The 21352-nt window shown below is 39.6% G+C and carries 22 protein-coding genes and 2 pseudogenes; 22 read left to right on the top strand and 2 right to left on the bottom strand.

The window, feature by feature from the left end:
- Positions 1-18: 18 nt before the first annotated feature.
- The 5 genes and pseudogenes from PG766_RS02115 (at position 19) to PG766_RS02135 (ending at position 2811) form a co-directional block, all read left to right on the top strand.
- Positions 19-450 (top strand): putative ABC transporter permease, encoded by a 432-nt coding sequence (locus PG766_RS02115; RefSeq protein WP_118198295.1) that lies wholly within the window; start codon positions 19-21, stop codon positions 448-450.
- A 97-nt stretch (positions 451-547) separates the two neighbouring features.
- Positions 548-1261, top strand: a pseudogene (locus PG766_RS02120) (POT-type proton-dependent oligopeptide transporter); the annotation flags it as partial.
- Positions 1262-1409: 148 nt separating this feature from the next.
- Positions 1410-2030, top strand: a complete 621-nt coding sequence (locus PG766_RS02125; protein ID WP_118198294.1) for a hypothetical protein — start codon at positions 1410-1412, stop codon at positions 2028-2030.
- 216 nt (positions 2031-2246) lie between these two features.
- A complete protein-coding gene (locus PG766_RS02130; RefSeq protein WP_117558181.1) occupies positions 2247-2507 on the top strand; it encodes a type II toxin-antitoxin system Phd/YefM family antitoxin in 261 nt (86 codons plus the stop codon).
- Positions 2497-2811 carry a type II toxin-antitoxin system RelE/ParE family toxin gene (locus PG766_RS02135; protein ID WP_117558205.1) on the top strand — a complete coding sequence of 105 codons (315 nt, stop codon included), beginning with the start codon at positions 2497-2499 and terminating at the stop codon, positions 2809-2811. Before PG766_RS02130 ends, PG766_RS02135 begins: the two co-directional genes overlap by 11 nt.
- 178 nt (positions 2812-2989) lie before the next feature.
- On the opposite strand, the gene PG766_RS02140 is transcribed toward PG766_RS02135, so the two are convergent.
- Positions 2990-3190: a DUF6061 family protein gene (locus PG766_RS02140; protein ID WP_117558203.1), complete on the bottom strand. Its 201-nt coding sequence runs from the start codon at positions 3188-3190 to the stop codon at positions 2990-2992.
- A gap of 368 nt (positions 3191-3558) precedes the next feature.
- Between PG766_RS02140 and PG766_RS02145 the strand changes: the two genes are divergently transcribed.
- The 11 genes and pseudogenes from PG766_RS02145 to PG766_RS17030 form a co-directional block, all read left to right on the top strand.
- Complete coding sequence (locus PG766_RS02145; protein ID WP_117836062.1) at positions 3559-3894, top strand: DUF3784 domain-containing protein; 336 nt, start codon at positions 3559-3561, stop codon at positions 3892-3894.
- A gap of 30 nt (positions 3895-3924) precedes the next feature.
- On the top strand, positions 3925-4275 hold the full coding sequence (locus PG766_RS02150; protein ID WP_055247372.1) for a hypothetical protein: 351 nt from the start codon (positions 3925-3927) through the stop codon (positions 4273-4275).
- Between the two features lie 47 nt (positions 4276-4322).
- The gene (locus PG766_RS02155) at positions 4323-5084 is read left to right on the top strand and encodes an ABC transporter ATP-binding protein (protein ID WP_118198292.1); all 762 of its coding nucleotides are present in this window, start codon (positions 4323-4325) and stop codon (positions 5082-5084) included.
- Between the two features lie 118 nt (positions 5085-5202).
- Complete coding sequence (locus tag PG766_RS02160; RefSeq protein ID WP_270590327.1) at positions 5203-6840, top strand: FtsX-like permease family protein; 1638 nt, start codon at positions 5203-5205, stop codon at positions 6838-6840.
- 245 nt (positions 6841-7085) lie between these two features.
- On the top strand, positions 7086-7445 hold the full coding sequence (locus tag PG766_RS02165; protein WP_015512809.1) for an ArsR/SmtB family transcription factor: 360 nt from the start codon (positions 7086-7088) through the stop codon (positions 7443-7445).
- 59 nt (positions 7446-7504) lie between these two features.
- Positions 7505-9628 carry a heavy metal translocating P-type ATPase gene (locus PG766_RS02170; RefSeq protein WP_270590328.1) on the top strand — a complete coding sequence of 708 codons (2124 nt, stop codon included), beginning with the start codon at positions 7505-7507 and terminating at the stop codon, positions 9626-9628.
- Positions 9629-9644: 16 nt separating this feature from the next.
- Positions 9645-10163 carry a DUF6921 family protein gene (locus PG766_RS02175; RefSeq protein WP_118198289.1) on the top strand — a complete coding sequence of 173 codons (519 nt, stop codon included), beginning with the start codon at positions 9645-9647 and terminating at the stop codon, positions 10161-10163.
- Between the two features lie 10 nt (positions 10164-10173).
- Entirely contained in the window at positions 10174-10713 is a 540-nt protein-coding gene (locus PG766_RS02180; protein ID WP_025579815.1) for a hypothetical protein, read from the top strand.
- On the top strand, positions 10710-12254 hold the full coding sequence (locus PG766_RS02185; RefSeq protein ID WP_270590330.1) for an FAD-binding protein: 1545 nt from the start codon (positions 10710-10712) through the stop codon (positions 12252-12254). The genes PG766_RS02180 and PG766_RS02185 overlap by 4 nt, the downstream gene beginning before the upstream one ends.
- The gene (locus PG766_RS02190) at positions 12251-12961 is read left to right on the top strand and encodes a succinate dehydrogenase/fumarate reductase iron-sulfur subunit (RefSeq protein WP_330428578.1); all 711 of its coding nucleotides are present in this window, start codon (positions 12251-12253) and stop codon (positions 12959-12961) included. Before PG766_RS02185 ends, PG766_RS02190 begins: the two co-directional genes overlap by 4 nt.
- A gap of 135 nt (positions 12962-13096) precedes the next feature.
- Positions 13097-13240: pseudogene (locus tag PG766_RS17030) on the top strand (ArsR family transcriptional regulator); the annotation flags it as partial.
- Between the two features lie 61 nt (positions 13241-13301).
- On the opposite strand, the gene PG766_RS02200 reads toward PG766_RS17030, so the two are convergent.
- Positions 13302-13541, bottom strand: a complete 240-nt coding sequence (locus PG766_RS02200) for a DUF6061 family protein (protein ID WP_005608569.1) — start codon at positions 13539-13541, stop codon at positions 13302-13304.
- A gap of 468 nt (positions 13542-14009) precedes the next feature.
- Here PG766_RS02200 and PG766_RS02205 point away from each other — a divergent pair, with 468 nt between their 5' ends.
- The 6 genes from PG766_RS02205 to mutL all read left to right on the top strand — a co-directional run bounded on the left by PG766_RS02205 (position 14010) and on the right by mutL (position 21345).
- Positions 14010-14291, top strand: coding sequence for a hypothetical protein (locus PG766_RS02205; RefSeq protein ID WP_007887522.1), 282 nt, complete (start codon positions 14010-14012; stop codon positions 14289-14291).
- A 16-nt stretch (positions 14292-14307) separates the two neighbouring features.
- Positions 14308-14769 carry a helix-turn-helix transcriptional regulator gene (locus PG766_RS02210; RefSeq protein ID WP_007887521.1) on the top strand — a complete coding sequence of 154 codons (462 nt, stop codon included), beginning with the start codon at positions 14308-14310 and terminating at the stop codon, positions 14767-14769.
- A 464-nt stretch (positions 14770-15233) separates the two neighbouring features.
- Complete coding sequence (locus PG766_RS02215; protein ID WP_147356962.1) at positions 15234-15593, top strand: hypothetical protein; 360 nt, start codon at positions 15234-15236, stop codon at positions 15591-15593.
- Between the two features lie 314 nt (positions 15594-15907).
- On the top strand, positions 15908-16072 hold the full coding sequence (locus PG766_RS02220; RefSeq protein WP_182438561.1) for a hypothetical protein: 165 nt from the start codon (positions 15908-15910) through the stop codon (positions 16070-16072).
- A gap of 467 nt (positions 16073-16539) precedes the next feature.
- Positions 16540-19191, top strand: coding sequence for a DNA mismatch repair protein MutS (mutS, locus tag PG766_RS02225; RefSeq protein WP_330428577.1), 2652 nt, complete (start codon positions 16540-16542; stop codon positions 19189-19191).
- Between the two features lie 33 nt (positions 19192-19224).
- Positions 19225-21345, top strand: a complete 2121-nt coding sequence (gene mutL / locus PG766_RS02230) for a DNA mismatch repair endonuclease MutL (RefSeq protein WP_118198282.1) — start codon at positions 19225-19227, stop codon at positions 21343-21345.
- Positions 21346-21352 lie beyond the last annotated feature (7 nt).

Here is a 21352-nt window from a genome sequence, read left to right on the forward strand (position 1 = left end):
ATAGTGAGGGCGTTTTTTATGGTGAAAAGAGTGAGTAAAAGGGTAAGTGAGATAGTCTTTCTGATAGCAGCAGGGGGAAGCATCTATTATCTGATCGAGATCTGGTTTCGTGGATTTTCTCATTGGACCATGTTTGTGCTTGGGGGAGTTACATTGACATTTTGTAGTTTTCAGGGCGAGGTAATGCACTGGTCTGAGCCGATGTGGATTCAGATTATCCGGGCAGTGCTTTTCCTGACATCCCTGGAATTTGTGACGGGGATTATCTGTAATAAATGGCTGAAGATCGGGATCTGGGATTACCGGGATCAGCCGTTCCAACTGTGTGGTCAGATCTGTCTGCCATTTGTGGTGATGTTTTCAGGACTTTTGTGCCTGGCGATCGTGCTTGGAGGAGTGGTGCTCTGGGGTGTATATGGGGAGGAAAAGCCGGAGTTTCATGTGTTGTAAAAGGGACTTAAGCATTTTTTATATGTGAAAAATGATGAAATTAAGATGAAAAGAGTCGTGGGAAACCAAACTCTTTTTATCTTCCTTTGCAAACGTAGTAAGTACTATTTCCATCTTTATCCCGCTTGCTTATCTTGTCTTCATCTACTCAAGCAAGAAGACAGAAAAGCATGAGAAAAAGAAAGTACTTTGCCTGCTTCCGCCATTTATTTGTAACGCCGTTACACTTTTGATCTGGACACAGACAATTTCAATCCTTGCTATCTTCTATGAAGAAAAAGTAAACCGTGTGATCTTCGGAGTAGAAATTCCGGCAGCTTCCTTCCAGACAATCCCGGCAATTTTTGCCGTTTGCTTCGGTAGTATTCTTACTATGCTTTGGACAAAACTTGGCAAGAAACAGCCGTTCGGAACAACAAAGATGGGATTCGGAACGATTTTATGGGGACTTGGCGCAATGATCATTGCACTCCTTTATGTCATCTACCCAGGCGATGCAAAAGTAAATGCATGGTGGATCGTGTTGTTCTATGCAGTACTGATGGTTGCTGAAGGATTTACATGCCCGATCGGTTACTCCATTACAGCAGTAGCAGCACCAAAAGCCTTTGTAACACAGATGATGACAGTATGGTCAATGTCTCAGTCAGTAGGAGCTGCTCTTAACATGATCCTCGTTAACTTCTATAAAGAAGGAAACGAAGTACCGTTCTTCATCGGAATCGGTGCGGTTGTAGCTATCCTTGGTGCAGTCGTACTCGCTTTCAGCAAGAAGCTTGCAGAAGGAATGGGAATGGAAAGAGAAGCGTAAGAAGTTTCTCGAGAATAAATCAAATAAATGTCCTCTTAAAGAAGAAGTAATAAAAAGTATCAAAAAAAGATCCTTGTCAGGCAGAGATGTCCGGCAAGGATTTTTTGATTCTATACCATTTTGCAATATTTTGTAATAAAGGAGGAAAGTGAGGTGGACAGATTTAAAAGAATGCTGCGATTATTACAATATAAACTATAAATCCCTATGTACTTATATGCAGAAAAATAAAATATCAAAAGAGGAGGCGCTCAGCCATTATTATCAGTATTATAAATATAATCGTTTTACATATAACCATGTGACTTATGACAGTTTCGCCGCATGTTGCATGGCATATGAGATTAAACCGATCTGCGTCCGGCGATATGCAAAAAGAAAGCATTTTCTGCTGCGGCATGCGCTTTCCAGCTATTTGAATTATCATAATAAAAGAAAAATATATTTCTGCGGACAGGAATATATTACATTTACATCATGTTGCAGAGCATTTGGATGCAATGCATCTTATGTGTCGGCATACGCAAAACGGCACGGAATATCCAGAGAAGAAGCTTTGAAATTTTATATCAATCGTATTGAAAAGCAGGAAGGACAAAAAATAGATTCCAGAACATTTGTATTCCGGGATAGTATTTATCATGATTTGAGTGACTGCTGCCGCAATCTTGGTATAAATGTCAGGAGCGTTTATGGTTACATGTGGAGAACAAAAAAGAGTAGGGTAGAGGCGGTTGAATATTATTATACAAAACCCTTTGTAGAATGAAAAGTATCTCTGTAAGCAGTGTGAGAGATAAAGCGAGAAAGAAAGGGATGTCTTTACAGGAAGCGGCAAAATATTATATTGAGAGAAATAGTTATGACTGATGAGTATGCAGTATAAGCGGATGGTAGAATTTGTGAGAAATGTGTTGCTGTTTATTGTAATTGTGATAAAATTAGGATAAAATAAAGATAGCAAAAAGTGAAAGGAGAGGTGGAAATGATACAAATTCGCCCAGTTTCTGATCTCAGAAATAAATTTCCTGAAATTGAGACTCTTGTTAATAGTGGAAATCCTGTGTATTTAACTAAAAATGGATATGGAGCTATGGTTGTTTTAAGTTTAGAAGAGTATGCAAGCCTCACTGATAATATCGAAATGAAGCTTGATGAAGCTGACAGGCAGGCTGCGAGAACCGATGAAAGACTTTCTCACGAAAGCGTGTTCAAAAATGCAAGGAGTGCAATACATGGAAAATAAATCTTATCAGCTTCGCTACTTGCCAATATTTGAAACTGATTTGCTAAGTACGGTAAATTACATTACAAATGTCTTGAAAAATGAAGATGCGGCACATCGGTTGGTTGATGATATTGAAAGTGCCATATTGAAAAGGCTGGAAAATCCTCTTGCGTTTGAACCTTATCGTTCTGCAAAAAGGAGAGAGTATCCATATTATCGGATTTATGTGAGGAATTATGTGGTATATTATGTGGTTATCGGGAATGTTATGGAAGTAAGGCGACTGATATATAGTGCGAGAGATACAGATCGTCATTTATAGCAGAATGATAAAAATGTAATTGCAAAATAGTGATAATTTATTTTAGAAAAATAGTAGTAGGAAACAATACAGAACTGTATAATCGAAAACAAAGGAAATGATTTTAACTTTAGTAAAAATGAGAATCATATGAGGAATGAGAAGATGGAAAGAATTATCAATATTGAAGATTCGGTAATCAAACATTCCCATCAAGATACAGTCTCGCATATTCTAGTGGTTCATCAATGGCAAGTGTGTTTAATGCACAATCTGATCCGGGTGTGGTTCTCAAATTCTTTTCTGCTTCCCAGCAGTCAATGCGAAGCATATAGTCTGCACTGGTATAAACATCAATGCTGTTTCGTCCGGGATTATATTCTGCAAATATTGTTCTCATCGTATCTTATCTCCTTATCGTTCAATCAATTATTTGCTACAAAAATCAGAAGCATTTCAATCAGTTCACCATGTCACTTTTATTTTGTGTTATACTGTTTTATATAATTTTTTTGGTCTCCGCTGCCGCTTCGGTCGGCACAGAGCAGAGGTCCACCGGACCTCTTGTGTCCTTGTATTTTCCCTTATCAGAGTTCGTAAACACTGGTGGGACGATATAACACAAGGGAAACAATAAGGGAAAGCTCACCTGCGACAAATCCAGTGTTTTCAATGGTTTGCGGAGAATTTAATAACAAAATATAACAGTTATTAAATTTCTTAAAACAGGTGAAATCTCAATCGGTATTTGTGAAGGAGGAATATACTATGAATATAGGGTTTTGGCTATGTGGAGTTTTGGTTATTCCATTTGTGATTATAGGAGTGTTATTTGCAATATTTAAAGAAAAAGCGGCTAAATTTGTTTCGGGATTTAATTCATTACCGAAAGAAGAAAAGGCATTGTATGATAAAGCTCATATTTCTCGTGATATAAAAAATCAGTGTTTTACATGGGCTGGCATAATGTTAGTAGGAGCAGTGTTGTCTTATTTTTTAACACCATATATGGCTATTCCGGCTTTTATTATTTGGCTCGTTTTATTTTTCAAAGAGGTTCACTTTGACACGCACAAAGCATTTGAAAAATATTTATTAAAATAAATTCCAGATGATAAAGCAGAAGTATAGGGTTTGATTCATATGATTTCAGTAAAAAAACAGAGAATTGCTGCTATTATGGTTTTAAGTTCCATCATGTTGATTTTACTTTTGTCGCTAAATTTCCGACTCTGGAGTGGATATTATGCAGAAGGGGATTTGGAAAGTATAGTCATACAGCAGATGGAATGCTTGGAAAAGTCAAATAGTGAAAACGATATAAGCGAAAGTATATGTTTGCATTTCTATGAGTGTATATGTTTCGGTGAAATAGAAATAATGGTGCTCTGGGTATATGATGGCTTTAAAGACCTCGGACAAGGTGAGTTTTCTTTCAGACCGGGAGTTACCCTTTGCAGTCTATCGGTTCGGATGGATGATTAAATACTTCTGATAATCAAATTTAAAATTTATTATCAGGAGGAACTTCGATGTATGTATTAAATGCAAATCATATTTCAAAAAGTTATAAAACTGCAGGAGAAACTATGCGGATTTTGCAGAATGTGAATCTGCAAGTTATGAAAGGAGAAATGGTTGCTATTATGGGACCATCCGGCAGTGGAAAGACTACTCTGCTCCATGTGCTGACCGGGGTTGACACACCGGACGATGGAGAAATCGTAATAGGAGGAGAAACATTTTCACAGCTTACGGAAGAAGAGAAGGCATTTTTTCGCAGAAAGCATATGGGAATGATTTTTCAGGATTTCCAGCTTTTGGAGAGTTTGACGGTAAAAGAAAATATATTGTTACCACTCATTCTTGAACGAAAAGAAGCAGACATCCAGCAAGAGCGTTTTTCAAGAATAGCGGATGTGCTCGGCATTGAAAAATTAGCTGACAAAGGAATTACGGAAATATCGGGAGGTCAGAAACAGAGAGTTGCGATTGGCAGGGCGCTGATCAATGAACCGGATATTATTTTTGGAGATGAGCCAACAGGAAGCCTTGACCGAAAGACCACCGGGGATGTGATGCGATGTATGAAACAGATGAATCAACGGTCTGGCATCAGCTTTCTGCTTGTGACACATGATGCTTATACGGCATCCTTTTGTGACCGGGTACTTTTTCTACAGGATGGGAATCTGGAAAAAGAAGTAAAGAAAGAGAACACTGCCGATAATTTCAGAGAAGATATATGGAAAACGCTGTGCGGTTTGGGAGGTGGAAAAGATGACCTTTTTTGATATTTCCCGAAAGATGCTGAAAGCTGGTTTTTACAAATATCGATTGTACTTTCTATGCAATTTATCTGCAACGGCATTATTCTGTTGTTTTGCAGTTATTTCCACAAACAGGACGTTTATGAATGCGTCGATTGTAAATTCATCAATATCCAATAACATTTATCTTCCATTTTTTCTGTCTGCAGTGTTTCTGGTTTTTTTTCTTCCTGTTTCGTGTCAGGCATTTCTGGCATCAAGAAAACAGGAATACGGCGTGATGTTTTCTCTTGGCATGAGCCGGAAGGAAGCGTTTAGAAACTTACTTTTTGAAAATGTGATCATATCCGTGTTGGCATTAGCAATAGCACTTGCGGCAGGAACTGTGCTGTCATTTTTATTTTTTTCCGTTATCATTTATGCAATAGATGTTCACGGAGTGCAATGGCAGTTTTGCCCGGAAGCATATAAGCTTACAGCAGTTCTATATACAGTAGTGGTGGCAGTTGCCTTTATCCTGAATGCCGGGAGACTTATGCTGGATAAAATCGGAACCCTGCTAAAAGCACAATATCGGGCAGAAAAAACAGGAAAGATCGGTACGTTCTTATGCAGACTTGCACCCAACTACATGAGGTTTCATCTGGTGGAATGGTCATTTGTCCGCAGACACAAGAAAGAATGGGGATGTAGGTATGTTTTAGCCTCTCTCATAATAGCGGTATCTGTTATGCTTACGGGGGTATGTGTGACTTTATATCCGGCTTTTCTACAGGATGCAAAAAGTTATTCTCCCTATGACATGGTGTACTCAGAAATCTATGGAATGAATCAGGTTTCAGTACAGGATGTCCTTCATATATTGGAGAAAAATGGTGTTACTGTAGAACAGGTCATTCAGCTTCCCTATATCAGAGATGATGTTTTTAATTACCTTCCTGTGACAGAAATAAACCGGGATTTTGGATGTGATTATCAGATTCAGGAAGGCGAGTTTTTGAATTTGTTTCAGTACAATCTGGAAGATGGGTATGAACATAACATACAGCCAGTATCTACTGTAACGATTCCCGGGGATAGAAAGCTGCAGTCTGTTGGAACAGATGTAAAGATACTGTTTAATCAAAATCCGACCTTTGCAGATAAAACACTGATCATCAACGATTCTGATTTCGAAAAATTAAGTGCAGATATAACAGGTAGTGCTGGTAGCGCAAACTTGTTTCAGTTTCAGAATTGGGAAGATTCTTATGCGGGAGTATGTGAAGTAAAAGAATATCTGCAGGAAAGCAATCAGTTGAATGAAGATGAGCAGACGTATTATGAATTGTCTTCGAAAGTGGAGAAATACCAGGATGCAAAGAAATCAGGACAATTTTTATTATTTTTGATGGCATTTGTGATAGGGCTTATGATAATGGCTGAGTTTCTGTTAATTCATTCACGTATCCAGGCAGAGAAGGAAGAAAATAGCAGGGTCGTTTGTAGTTTGCGAATGTTGGGAATGATAGACAAGGAAATGGTAAAGTGCCTATGCTATAAGAATTTTCTAAGATTTATACCGCCATCGGTTGTGGGAACAATCCTTTCTTTCCTGCCATCTTATTATCTGAATGAGAGTTATGGAATGGGGACGAATGGAATTCTGGCAGGAATCGTATTTGGAGTGATTTTGACAGTCGGAATATTCGTAGTGATACGCAGGTATTCTGAAAAAGAAGAAAAACTTTATGAAAGCGGTTTTATAATACAAGGAAGAGGATTTTTTGATTATAGATAAGTAGAAAAAGATTCAAATCCTGTGTATAATTAAAAGATAAAGATAGAGACAACTCGGAATTTACAGGAAGTGTGACAAGAAAGCCAAAACGGTATATTGGGAAAAAAAGATTAAGAAAAGAATAAAGAGCTGGTTTTAATTGTAAAATTTATGTGGAACTAACATCAGCTTATTGACATAAATTTAAAAATAAGTATAATGATAGTTGAGTAATTGTTCAACTATTATTATTTGGAGGTGAATATATGTCAAAAACGTCTTATATTTGTAATTGCGATGTAATTCATGAGGATATTGTGAATGATGTGAAATCCAAGATGCAGCCAAAAGATGATTATATCCAGTTGGCTTCTTTGTTTAAGCTATTTGGAGATGGAACTAGAGTACAAATCTTACACGCTCTAGAACAGAGTGAGATGTGTGTATGTGATCTTGCAGTGCTACTGGGGGTAACAAAATCTGCAATTTCGCATCAGTTAAAGGCATTACGCCTAGCGAATCTGGTAAAATTCCGTAAAGAAGCACAGATAGTTTACTACTCGCTGGCAGATGATCATGTGAAAGAGATTATTGACAAGGGATTTGAGCATCTTTGGCAGAAATAATATTTTTTAATATTATAGTTGAGTAATTGAACAATTAAACAAATTATAAGGAGATTATCATGAAACGCATATTTCTATTAAAAGGGTTGGACTGTCCGAATTGTTCCGCAAAAATTGAAAAAGAAGTCGGAGAGTTGGATGGAGTGCAATCCTCAGTGGTAAATCTGATGAAGCAGACGCTTACAATCAATGTTGCTCAGACAGCCGCAGATACGATAGCCAGTCAGATTGAAACGATTGTTCATAGCCATGAGCCAGATGTGGAAGTTTCTGAAATTGTACAGGAATCTTATATACCGGAAAAAAAGCAGGAGGCCAATGAATCCTATAACAATGAGGATAAGAAGTTGACAGTTCGTTTAGCGACTGGTGCAGCAATCTATGCCATTGGTATGGCATTGACTGTTTTTGCGAAAGTGCCACTGCCTATCGAGTTAGCTTTTCTCATTGTTTCTTATGTTATTCTTGGTGGAGATGTTGTATGGCAGGCTGTGAGGAACATTTCAAAGGGGCGTGTATTTGATGAACATTTTTTGATGAGTGTTTCTACGATTGGAGCTTTTGTCATTGGTGAATATCCAGAAGCAGTTGCTGTTATGCTATTCTATCAGGTAGGTGAATTTTTTCAGTCATTGGCTGTTAAGCGTTCAAGAAAATCTATATCAGACTTAATGGATATACGTCCAGATTCTGCTACAGTAAGAAGAAATGGGGAATTGATTACCATATCTCCAGAAAATGTCTCCATTGGTGAGATTATTATTGTAAAGCCTGGTGAAAAAATTCCATTAGACGGTGTGGTATTGAATGGAGATTCTATGCTGGATACAAGCGCCTTAACAGGAGAATCAGTTCCGAGAAGTGTTCATAAAGGAGACGAAGCACTTTCCGGTTGTATGAATCAGACGGGTGTCTTAATGATTAAGACAACAAAAGCATTTGGTGAATCTACGGCTTCAAAGATTATTGATCTTGTGGAAAATGCGTCAAGCCGAAAAGCACCAACAGAAAATTTTATTACTACATTTGCACGTTATTATACACCTGTGGTTGTAATCTTAGCAGCTTTTCTGGCGATTCTGCCACCGATCATTCTTGGCGGAGGCTGGACAGAGTGGATTCGCAGAGGATTTGTTTTCCTTGTGGTATCTTGTCCATGTGCATTGGTTATTTCAATCCCGCTGACTTTCTTCGGCGGCATTGGTGCAGCATCTAAACGAGGTGTTCTTGTAAAAGGAAGCAATTATTTAGAGGCACTTAATAATGTCAGCGTTATTGTGTTCGATAAAACCGGAACACTTACAAAAGGTGTTTTCAATGTGACGGATATTTTGCCTGCAAATGGATTTTCAAAAGAACAGGTTCTGGAGTATGCGGCAGAGGCAGAGAGTTTTTCTAACCATCCTATTGCAAAATCCATTCTTGCTGCTTATGGAAAAGAAATTGATCAGTCAGTGATTTCTGATTATAAGGAAATTTCAGGATATGGAATCAGTGTAATGGCAGGGGAAAAGAAAGTTTTTGCTGGCAATACGAAACTTATGGATACAGAATGTATAGAGTACACAACCTGTGAAAACGCAGGTACAAAAGTTTATTTGGCTGTAGATGGTCAATATGCAGGATGTATTTTGATAACAGATGAAGTGAAGCCGGACAGTAAAAAAGCAATTTCTGACCTGAAACATATCGGCGTGGAAAAAACAGTCATGCTTACCGGTGATGATGAAAAAATTGGGAAGTCCGTTGCAGAAGAATTGCAGTTGGATGAATATTATGCACAGCTGCTTCCTGACCAAAAAGTGGAAAAGGTTGAGCTTTTAGATAGTAAAAAGAGACCGGGAAGCAAATTGGCTTTTGTTGGTGATGGTATCAATGACGCTCCTGTCCTTGCCCGTGCAGATGTTGGTATTGCAATGGGTGGGCTTGGTTCGGATGCGGCTATTGAAGCAGCAGATGTAGTTCTGATGACAGATGAACCGTCTAAGCTGGTGGACGCGATTGAAGTAGCAAAAGCGACAAAACAGATTGTCATGCAGAATATAGTGATTGCTCTTGGGATTAAGAGTGTGTTCCTGATTCTTGGCGCTTTTGGTATTGCGGGAATGTGGGAAGCTGTATTTGGTGATGTAGGCGTTACCATAATTGCCGTCTTGAACGCAATGAGGATTTTGAAAAAATAAGAAACGAGGTGGCAATGTGAAACGGAAATTGATTCTGTTAGCAGTTACAATTGTTTTTCTTGCAGGTTTCGGTGCACTTTTGCACTCACCGCCTTCTATGATTGATGCAGTCACAGGAGCAACACCGAAGTCAAAAAAGGCGGCTCAAGCCGCCGCACAGTTGGAAGGCTCTTATGTTCTCGGTATTAATATGATGTCAGATGGTCTCGACAACGAGAACACCCGGAATAAATTAAAAGAATTGGCACTGGACGATTCGGAAACAAATGAAACAGATCTCATGAAAACGGACATTAGTTTTCGGTTATATGTATCTGAGACGGATTATCCGCTTGTCAGTTATGCTAAGAAACTCTGTGACAGGTTGAAACAGGCCGGTTTTTCCGTAGATCTGAAAGAGTACAGTAACACAATGATGCTATCAAGAGTGGTAAGTGGAAAGTATGATGTATTCCTGGCATCGGATGATTTTATTGACGTTACAACGCTAACACAGATGGACTATATGATCATGGACAGCGAAGAAATGAGGTGAGCGGGAATTTATGAGAAAATGGAATACGATTTTGTCTGTTTTAATGCTTCTCATTTTTATGATTCATGGAATCATGGGCAGCTTTATGCTGAACGGAGTTGGAAGTAGTGCAGGAAAACTTCTTGCATGGATTGGTGTTGGTATTCTTGTTGTGCATACGGTGATTGGTGTCATCCTGACAGTTCAGAGTTTACAGACAGCGAAGCAATCAGGAAAAATGTATCTGAAACAGAACGCCATATTTTGGGCGAGACGAGCCAGTGGGATGGCAATACTGATTCTGCTGTTATTCCATATTGGTTTGTTTGGAAAGGTGCAGAATGGGACATATATTTTGTTCCCTTTTACAACGGTAAAGATGGTAACTCAGCTTTTGTTCGTAGCGGCAATCTTTGTTCATATTTTTATCAATATACGCCCATTGCTCGTATCACTGGGAATCATTAGTTATAAAGAACGAAGGAGCGATATTTATTTGATCCTTTCGGTGCTTCTTCTTTTTATAGCGGGAGCGGTTATTTTATATTATATTGGGTGGCAATATCTATGAGTAAGACAATTGTTATTATAGGTGCTGGACTGGCAGGACTTTCAGCGGCTTTGCAGGCAGCGGAAAATGGATGCAATGTAAAACTGGTTTCCTCCCTTCCGTCAGAGCGGGCACAGTCTGTTATGGCGGAGGGCGGTATCAACGCAGCTTTGAATACAAAAGATGAAAACGACAGTCCCGAAGAACATTTTACAGATACAATAAAGGCAGCATGTGGTCTGGCAGATCCAAATGCAGTTTGGGGAATGACACAGGCAGCACCGGAGCTGGTGCACTGGCTGCTAAAACTTGGAGTTAAATTTAACATGAGTGGCTATGATGATGTGGATCTGCGAAATTTTGGCGGGCAGAAAAAGAAACGGACTGCTTTTGCACAGAGCGATACCGGGAAGCAGATCATGACAGCTATGATAGACGCTGTTCGCAGGAAAGAAGCATCTGGTATGGTAGAACGGTTCAGCCATCATTCTTTCCTAACACTTCGTCTGTGTGGCAATATTTGTTGTGGCTGCGTAATCAGGGATGAATACAGTCAGGAGACTGTGGAATTACCGGGGGATGCGGTTATTGTTGCCACCGGTGGTATGCACGGATTGTTTGGAAATACAACGGGTTCGCTGAGCAATACAGGAGAAGTCACCGCAGAATTGTTCCGGCTTGGTGTTCCTCTGGCAAATGGCGAGATGATCCAGTACCATCCGACAACTGTGAAATGTGGTGGAAAACGCATGCTCATCAGCGAGGCGGCCAGAGGGGAAGGTGGCAGGTTGTTTGCCATGAAAGATGAAAAACAATGGTATTTCATGGAGGAAAAATACCCGGAGCTTGGAAATCTGATGCCACGAGATATTACCGCCAGAGAGATATGGAAGGTCAGCCATGAATCAGAGGTATTTCTTGACATGACGGAAATATCGGAGGAGATTATTTCAAATAAGCTATCTGGTCTGGCAGACGATTGTATGACCTATTTGCATAAAGATATACGAAAGGAACCGGTGTCTGTTTTACCGGGAATTCACTATTTTATGGGAGGCATTCTGGTGGATGAGCAGCACAGAACGCCGATTCAGAATCTTTACGCTGCCGGAGAATGCTGTGCCCAATATCATGGTGCCAACCGTCTTGGTGGAAATTCTCTGTTAGGAGCGTTATACGGAGGACGTGTTGCGGCAAAATCAGCATGCGAACAGGCAGATGTAGTAGATCTATCTTGTGCGACACAGATAGATTTTCCACCAGCGTCCCAAATTTCAGAAATAAAGCAATTAAACAAAGTGATGCAGGAGACTATGGGCGTTGTCAGAAATGAGAATACGTTGTTAAATGGGATTCAAACGGTACAAGCGCTGACAGGAAATCTTCCATTGCTTGGCATGGCAGTTCTAAAGAGTGCTCTTGCAAGAAAAGAAAGCCGTGGTGCACACTGGCGGGAGGATTATCCGAAGAGCAATGACGATGATTACCTTAAAACAACGGTAGCCAGATTTGATGGAAAGCAGATACAGATTTCCTTTGTACCTGTTCCAGAAAGGCGGTGATTCACTTGGTATATAAAATAAGAATCAGGCGGCAGGAGAGTCAGAAAGCAGACAGTTATTGGCAGGAATTTGAGTTTGACGGAAGCAAAAACAGCTCTGTTGCCACTGTTCTAAAGGAATTGAACAGTAGAACTCCTTTGAAAGATAACTCAGGAACTATAGTTACTCCCATCAGCTGGGAATGTAGCTGTATGGTGCGAAAATGTGGGGCTTGCGCCATGCTGATTAACGAACGTCCGAGGCTGGCATGCTCTACATTTCTACATATGTTAAAAGGTTCTACAATCACCTTGGAACCTTTAAGCAAATTTCCGCTTGTAAGAGATTTGATCGTTGACCGGTCAAATCTGTTTGAAAATTTGAAAAAACTGAACCTTTGGCTTGAAAGTGAAGCTTATATGAGTTCGTGGACACATGAACCGAGATACCAGTCGGCACGCTGCCTGATGTGTGGCTGCTGCCTTGAAGTGTGTCCTAACTTCTCTGCAAATGGGACTTTCGCAGGCGCTGTTGCTGCAGTCAACGCATTTCGGATTCTGAATGAAGAACAGGAAAGCACTCATTTGAATGAGATTTCTGCTGAATATAAGAAGAAATATTTTGAGGGATGCGGGAAGTCGTTATCTTGTCATGATATTTGTCCGATTGGTCTGCCTGTGGAAGAACTGCTTGTAAGGTCAAATGCAGCGGCTGTTTGGGGCAAATAAAATGGATGATAAAAGCTATAATGAATGTATGAAGAGAATCAAAAACTTGATTCTCTTTTTTAAAACACATACATTGGCAAATATCTATGTATATATTATATTGAACATAGACAATGATCAATGTGAGGTGTCAATATGAATGCAATGGATGTGGCTTTGATATGCAAGGCTTTGGGCGATGCGAACCGGCTGGAAATTGTACAGATGCTGTCGGATGGAGAAAAGTGCGGGTGTAAACTTTTGGAAAGATTTGAAATTACCCAGCCAACTTTATCCCATGATGAATTTTCCGGAAATATTGTAGCTAATAGTTATTTAAACTGTTGTATTTGTTTAAAAATTAAAAAATATCTAATGAGTCTTCCGCATCTACCCACATCTGCAAATTTCCATCAAGATATAATCTTGCATATTCAAGAGGATCATCAATGGCGAGTGCGTTTAATGCACAGTCTGATCCTGATGTGGTTTTTAAGTCCTTTTCAGCTTCCCAACAGTCAATGCGGAGCATATAGCCAACAGAGGTATAAACATCAATGCTGTTTCGTCCGGGATTGTATTCTGCAAATATTGTTCTCATCGTATCTTATCTCCTTATCGTTCAATCAATTATTTGCTACAAAAATCAGAAGCATTTCAATCAGTTCACCATGTCACTTTTATTTTATGTTATACTATTTTATATAATTTTTTTGGTCTCCGCTGCCGCTTCGGTCGGCACAGAGCAGAGGTCCACCGGACCTCTTGTGCCCTTGTATTTTCCCTTATCAGAGTTCGTAAACACTGGTGGAACGATATAACACAAGGGAAACAATAAGGGAAAGCTCGCCTGTGATAAATTCAGTGTTTTCAAGGGTTTGCGGAGAATTTAATAACAAAATATAACAGTTGTTAAATTGCTTAAAACAGGTGAAATCTCAATCGGAATTTTGCTTTCGATGATCAGAATGAAAATCGTTACCGTTGCGCCTGTTTTCACAAGCGTTGCGTGACATAAAAAGAATTCTTTTTTAATATCAAAGTATCAAAAACAAAGGAGGTTCTTTTTATGTTGAAGGAATTAAAGAAAAACAAAATGAGTGTTGTTGCAACTGGAATTTTATTTGGTGTTATGGGGGTATTAATTATTCCTATGATAGCAGTAATTGTAAAAATATCGAATGCATTATCCCAAAAACATCCTAGGATATACAAGTATAGTATGATTGCTTTTATCGGTATGTTATTGGCAATTAGCCTATTTTGCGTTGTTATTAAACATCAGATGAGTTTTCTTGTAATAGTTGCTTGTTTAGCAATAACATTATGCGACACTATTAAAAACAGATAATAAATGGAGTACAACTATGGAAATATCAGATTTGATTAAATCAGCCAGAATTGAAAAGGGCTTAACCCAACAACAACTGGCTGATGTTGTCTTTGTTACGCGACAGACAATTTCGAAATGGGAATTGGGAAAAAGTGTTCCTGACCAAGCCTCTCTTATATTGCTATACCAGTATTTGGACATCAAGGATAATGAGAAAAAACAGTTATCAAAGCTTATTTTTAATAAGCAAAATATTATATTAATTTTGATTGCAATCTTATTTTCTCCTATGGTTATTGGAGTACGTTTTATCTGTTGTAAAATTGATAAGATTGAAAATCGAAAAATTAAAGCGGTAATCAAGGTTATTGGCTTTGTTGTATTCTCATCGTATCTAGTATCTTTAAAAGAAAATGTGGCGTATTTGTTAATTGGTATATTTTCTCTGGTGTATTTGTTATATCAATTCTATTTGAGTGGATTGGAAACTAAATGATTTGTGTCAGCAAGTTTAAGGCAAGCGATAATTCATGAAATTCCAGTTTGTAGAATTCAAAAATTTAATATGAAATGTGAGATAGAGCGTATGGAAATAATCTATACGTTCTATTTTTTTTGCCTTTTTGAAAAAAGTGATTAAAAAACTATTGACATTTTGTTACTGGCAAGACTGCGAAGTCGATTTTGATTTCTGTTGGTGTCCGTCTGGCAGCGTTCAATCTGAAACAGTTCCAGTGCTTATATGGTAGGTTTTGATCAATTCATATTGAGAAATACCTTTATCTTTTAATGTCTGCCATAATGGGGCATAGGTAAACAAATGTATCACCTCTTTCATGCGTGTTCTATATTTAATTATAGGGTTTTCAATTACCTTACATATTGCCGAATATTCGACTATAATAAACATAACAAGAGAGCAAAGATTAGATACAATGTAGTTCAAATATGGAGAAAGATATGGAAAAGTGTGCAGAACAGCAAAGGCTGTTATTCCTTGGTATGTGTAGTTTGGAAGACCGAAAGAGAATTTGTGATGAAAAAATAATGGATTTATATAATTTTGAGCGAATTACTTATTTGCTGGAAGCGTTTGGATTTGAAGAATATAAATTTGTATTTGAAATGAAGTATAAAGATCTGCTACTGAAACTTGCGGATATTGTTGAGCAGAATTTAGTATGTGGAAATTCTATGGATAAATATGTGTTACAGGATAAATACGAAATAAGAAATGAGTGGCAGCAAGAGTTTATTAGAAATTTGCCCAATGAAGTAATGAAAAACTGTATTCAGGAGATATTTGATTTGTATGCATAAATGCTAGATTTGTTTCGGCTTAATATATTTGTGTACAGAAAAAGGTATGACATAAAAATAATAAAGGATTATGTGCGAAAATTGGAACCTGGTTCCAATTTTTGTGCTTTATGCCATATTCAAACAGAAGGGAGTGATAATAAGGACTATTTGTTATTCTGGGAACCGAAAAATAAAATGAGATTTTCTTATCAGATAGATGTTGAATTTTTAGCTTATCTTGAAAAGAATTTAAAAATTTGTTAAGATGGAACAGGTAAGCAAATAGGTAGTCATCTGTCTGTTAGAAAGAAGAAAAAGGATGGATGAGTATCATGGCTAAAGCCTTAAATGGGAAAGAGTTGGGGAAAGGAATTACTCAACTGAGAAATGGAACCTATCAAGCACGTGTGTATATTAAAGGAAATGACAAACCTATATATGCATCCAGTAAAAGATTAGAAGAAGTAAAACAAAAGAGAGAAAAAATATTAGAATAATATAATCTAGGATTGCAGACTGATGCCAGCAAAAAAACGTTAAATGATTGGTTTGATGAGTGGATGGAGTTATATGTGGTTGGAAAAGTGAAACCTTGGACTGTACAAAACTATATAAGAGAGTATGAAAGATGTAAATCTTATATAGGGCATAAACATATAAAAATGATGAAATATTATACACACCTTGAGGAAAATTTTGTGAATAAAGAATTTGATAAAATACGAGAAAAAATGTAAAATACCTAGAAGTTACAAATGGAAATAACTGAGCCTGCGAGGAAGCAAAGATACGATGGTTTTCTCGTAGGCTGACAGATAAAAAAGAGAATAATTATAACAAACACGCGGATAAATATGCAAAAGGCTATTAGGGAAGAAAGTACGAAAGTTTAGAAAACCGTGTAAAAACCGTGTAGAAAAAAACAGAAAGTGCTGAAACCCTTGTAAAATAAGGAGATTTTGATATGATTGGGGAACTAACACCGATGATGAAGCAATATATGCAGACAAAAGAGGAATACAAGGATTGTATCCTTTTTTACCGCTTAGGAGATTTTTATGAAATGTTCTTCGACGATGCTCTCACAGCATCCAAAGAGCTGGAAATTACTCTGACTGGAAAGAATTGCGGACTGGAGGAACGGGCACCGATGTGCGGAATCCCGTACCATGCAGTTGACAGTTATCTGAACCGTCTGGTATCCAAAGGCTATAAGGTAGCAATCTGTGAGCAGGTAGAAGATCCGAAAACAGCAAAAGGAATTGTAAAACGGGAAGTTATCCGTGTAGTAACACCTGGAACCAACCTGGATACTCAGGGACTGGATGAAACAAAGAACAATTACATTATGTGTATTGTCTATATGGCAGACCGGTACGGACTTTCGGTTGCGGATGTTACAACCGGGGAATATCTGGTGACAGAACTGGATTCCCAGACAAAACTGATGGATGAGCTTTACAAATTTATGCCGTCTGAGATTGTCTGCAATGAAGCATTTTACATGAGTGGACTGGATTTGGATGATCTGAAAAACCGTCTGCATATGGCAATTTATTCACTGGAAGCATGGTATTTTGATGATGCGCTCTGCCGGGAAACTTTGCAGGAACATTTTAAGGTGGCTTCTCTTGAAGGAATTGGACTTTCGGACTATGAATGTGGGATGATCGCGTCCGGTGCGCTTTTAAAGTATCTGGAAGAGACGCAGAAGAATTCCCTGTCTCATATGAGCCGTCTGACACGTTATGCAACGGGTAATTATATGGTTCTGGACAGTGCTACAAGGCGTAATCTGGAGTTGGTTGAGACTTTGCGTGAAAAGCAGAAAAGAGGATCCCTTCTGTGGGTACTGGATAAGACAAAGACGGCAATGGGGGCGAGAACCCTTCGGAAATATGTAGAACAGCCGTTGATCGACAAGAAATCCATTGTCAAAAGGCTGGATGCAGTTGCGGAATTGAAGGACAATGCTATTTGCAGAGAAGAAATCCGGGAATATTTGAATCCGGTGTACGATCTGGAGCGTCTGGTCGGGAAAATCACCTATCAGTCAGCAAATCCAAGAGATCTGATTGCATTTCAGAGTTCCCTTTCCATGCTCCCGTCGGTTAAATGCATATTAAAGGATATGGAGAGTGACCTTTTAAAAGAAATTTATGAAGAACTGGATCCGCTGGAAGAACTTTGTGATCTGGTTGGACGGGCGATTCAGGAAGAACCGCCGCTTGCCATGAAAGAAGGCGGAATCATCAAAGACGGTTATAATGAAGAAGTGGATCGTCTTCGAAAAGCAAAATCCGAAGGAAAGAACTGGCTTGCTGATCTGGAGACCAAGGAACGGGAAAAGACCGGGATTAAAAACCTGCGGATCCGTTATAATAAAGTATTCGGTTATTATCTGGAAGTTACCAATTCGTTCAAAGATCTGGTTCCGGATTATTATACAAGAAAGCAGACCCTTGCCAATGCGGAGCGTTATATCATTCCAGAACTGAAAGAGCTGGAAGATACGATTCTGGGAGCAGAGGATAAACTCTGTGCACTGGAATATGAGCTTTACTGTGAGGTGAGAAATACTATCGCAGCAGAGTTAACCAGGATACAGAGAACAGCAAAGGCAGTTGCAAAGCTGGATGTGATAGCTTCTCTTGCACTGGTTGCCGAGCGCAACAACTATGTACGGCCAAAGATCAATGAAAAGGGCGTGATCGACATTCGTGATGGGCGACATCCGGTGGTGGAAAAGATGATCCCGAATGATATGTTTATTGCCAACGATACTTATCTGGATGATAAAAAACAGCGTATTTCCATCATTACCGGACCAAACATGGCTGGAAAATCCACCTATATGCGTCAGGCTGCGCTGATCGTACTGATGGCACAGCTGGGATCCTTTGTGCCGGCGTCTTCAGCAAATATTGGACTTGTGGACCGCATTTTTACCCGTGTGGGAGCGTCAGATGACCTGGCAAGCGGACAGAGTACCTTCATGGTGGAGATGAACGAAGTGGCAAATATTCTGCGAAACGCGACAAGCAAGAGCCTTCTGATCCTGGATGAGATCGGAAGAGGAACCAGTACCTTTGATGGATTGAGTATTGCTTGGGCGGTTGTCGAGTATATCAGCAACAGCAAGCTTCTTGGGGCAAAGACCTTATTTGCAACCCACTATCATGAGCTTACCGAGCTGGAAGGCAAGATTAGCAATGTCAACAACTATTGTATTGCGGTCAAGGAAAAAGGTGATGATATCGTATTCCTGCGTAAGATCGTAAAGGGTGGAGCAGACAAGAGTTATGGTATCCAGGTCGCAAAGCTTGCAGGAGTGCCGGATCCGGTCATTAACCGCGCCAAAGAGATCGTAGAAGAGCTGGTGACAGCGGATATTACCGGAAAAGTAAAGGATATTGCGGTACAGGGAAGTGAGACGAAGAAAAAAACGCAGAAGAAGCTGGATGAGGTGGATCTGACACAGTTTTCTCTGTTTGATACTGTAAAAGATGATGATGTGTTAAATGAGTTAAAGGAACTGGATGTCAGCCATATGACGCCAATGGATGCCATGAACAAACTGTATCAGCTGCAGAATAAGCTGCGGAACAGATGGTAGGCTGATCCATAAGAGAAAGGAAAGAAGAATCGAATGCCGCATATAGAATTGCTGGATCAGATTACAATTGATAAGATAGCAGCCGGGGAAGTGATTGAACGCCCGGCTTCTGTTGTGAAAGAGCTGGTGGAAAATGCGATTGACGCAGGATCTACAGCGGTGACTGTGGAGATTGAAGAGGGCGGGATTTCTCTGATACGAATTACGGATAATGGTTGTGGGATCGCGAAACAGGACGTGGAAAATGCATTTCTGCGCCATTCGACCAGCAAAATCCGCAGTGCAGAGGATCTGACACATTTGTCTTCTCTTGGGTTCCGCGGAGAAGCGTTGTCGAGTATTTCGGCAGTTGCAAGAGTGGAACTGATCACAAAGACAAGAGAAGATGTATTTGGGACAAAATATATCATAGAAGGCGGAAAAGGAAGAACGCCGGAGGAGACCGGAGCGCCGGATGGGACGACCTTTCTGGTGCGTCAGCTGTTTTTTAATACACCTGCCAGGCGCAAATTTCTGAAGACGCCGATGACAGAGGCAAGCCATATCAGTGATCTGCTGACCAGACTTGCCCTTTCGCATCCGGATATTTCCTTCCGGTTTATCAACAATGGACAGGTAAAGCTGCATACTTCCGGGAACGGGAAGATGAAAGATGTCATTTACCACATTTACGGACGGGAAATTGCGAACAATCTGATCCCACTGGAATTTGAAAAAGATGGTGTAAGGCTGTCCGGATATCTGGGAAAGCCAGTGATTAACCGCGGAAATCGAAATTTTGAAAATTATTTTGTCAACGGGCGTTATGTAAGGAACAGTATTCTTGCAAAAGCGATTGAAGATGGATACAAAGATTTTACGATGCAGCATCGTTATCCGTTTGTTGCATTCCAGATTGAGATCAATCCGGAAAAAATTGATGTAAATGTGCATCCATCCAAGATGGAACTTAGGTTCAGTAACCAGCAGGGGATTTACAATCTGCTTTATGAGGCGATCAGTAAGGGTCTGCATGAGCCGGAGTTGATTCCCGAAGTGGAAATGTCTGAGATCAAAGTACCGGGAATGTCTGAAAAAAGACAGGAAAAGAAAACTGTTATAAGAGATGCGGGGAATCCATATCGGACAGATGGCACTTTACCCAAGATGCGAAAGAGTTCCGTTCAGGAGGGGGCAGAGCGAGCGGAATCCTGGTCGCAGTCAGAGATGCCGTCAGCAGAACTTCAGACACAGATAAGTACAGAAAAGACAGTCTCAACCGGTGACGAAAAGCTGGATTATTTTATGCAGAAGATGAGAGAGCGGGTTTATGCCAGTCATCTTGCAGAAGCAAAAGGAGAGCAAGAGAAGAATATCGGTGCTAAAGAGTCAAAGATGGCTGCATTAGATGAAAATCCGGCTGTAGATATCCAGAATAAAGGAATAGAAAACAGAGCGCATTCTGATAAAAGCAAAGAAAAAACAGAGTGCGATCCGGAAAAAACAGAGTCAAATCTGTTTTTGAAGGATTTGAAAGCAAAAAAAGTAAAACAGTTAGATTTGTTTGAAGAGCAGATTTTAAAGAAAGAGGCAAGACAGGAATACCGGATCATCGGACAGGTCTTTGAAACCTACTGGCTGATCCAGTATCGTGACAGCCTCTATATTGTAGACCAGCATGCCGCACATGAAAGAGTCCTTTATGAAAGGACCCTTGCAGGAATGAAGAAGAGAGAGTATACTTCACAATACTTGAGCCCACCGATCATCCTGAGCCTTTCTATGCAGGAGATTGATGTGTTGGAGACATTTAAAGACCGCTTTACGGCAATCGGGTTTGAAATTGAGCCATTTGGTGGTGACGAGTACGCAGTTCGCGCAATTCCGGATAATCTGTTTGGAATCGCCAAAAAGGAACTGCTTCTTGAAATGTTGGATTCCCTGTCGGATGGGTTATCGACCAGTTTGGAACCAGAGCTGATTGATGAGAAGATTGCATCCATGTCCTGCAAGGCGGCTGTCAAAGGAAATATGAAGCTGTCCTATGCAGAAATGGATGAACTGATCAATGAACTGTTGTCCCTGGATAATCCATATCATTGTCCGCATGGCAGACCAACGATCATTGCGATGACAAAGCGGGAACTGGAAAAGAAATTTAAGCGTATTGTGTAGGAGAAGA

This window comes from Coprococcus sp. LG101-27, assembly GCF_027695515.1.
GTDB lineage: Bacteria > Bacillota > Clostridia > Lachnospirales > Lachnospiraceae > Allocoprococcus > Allocoprococcus comes.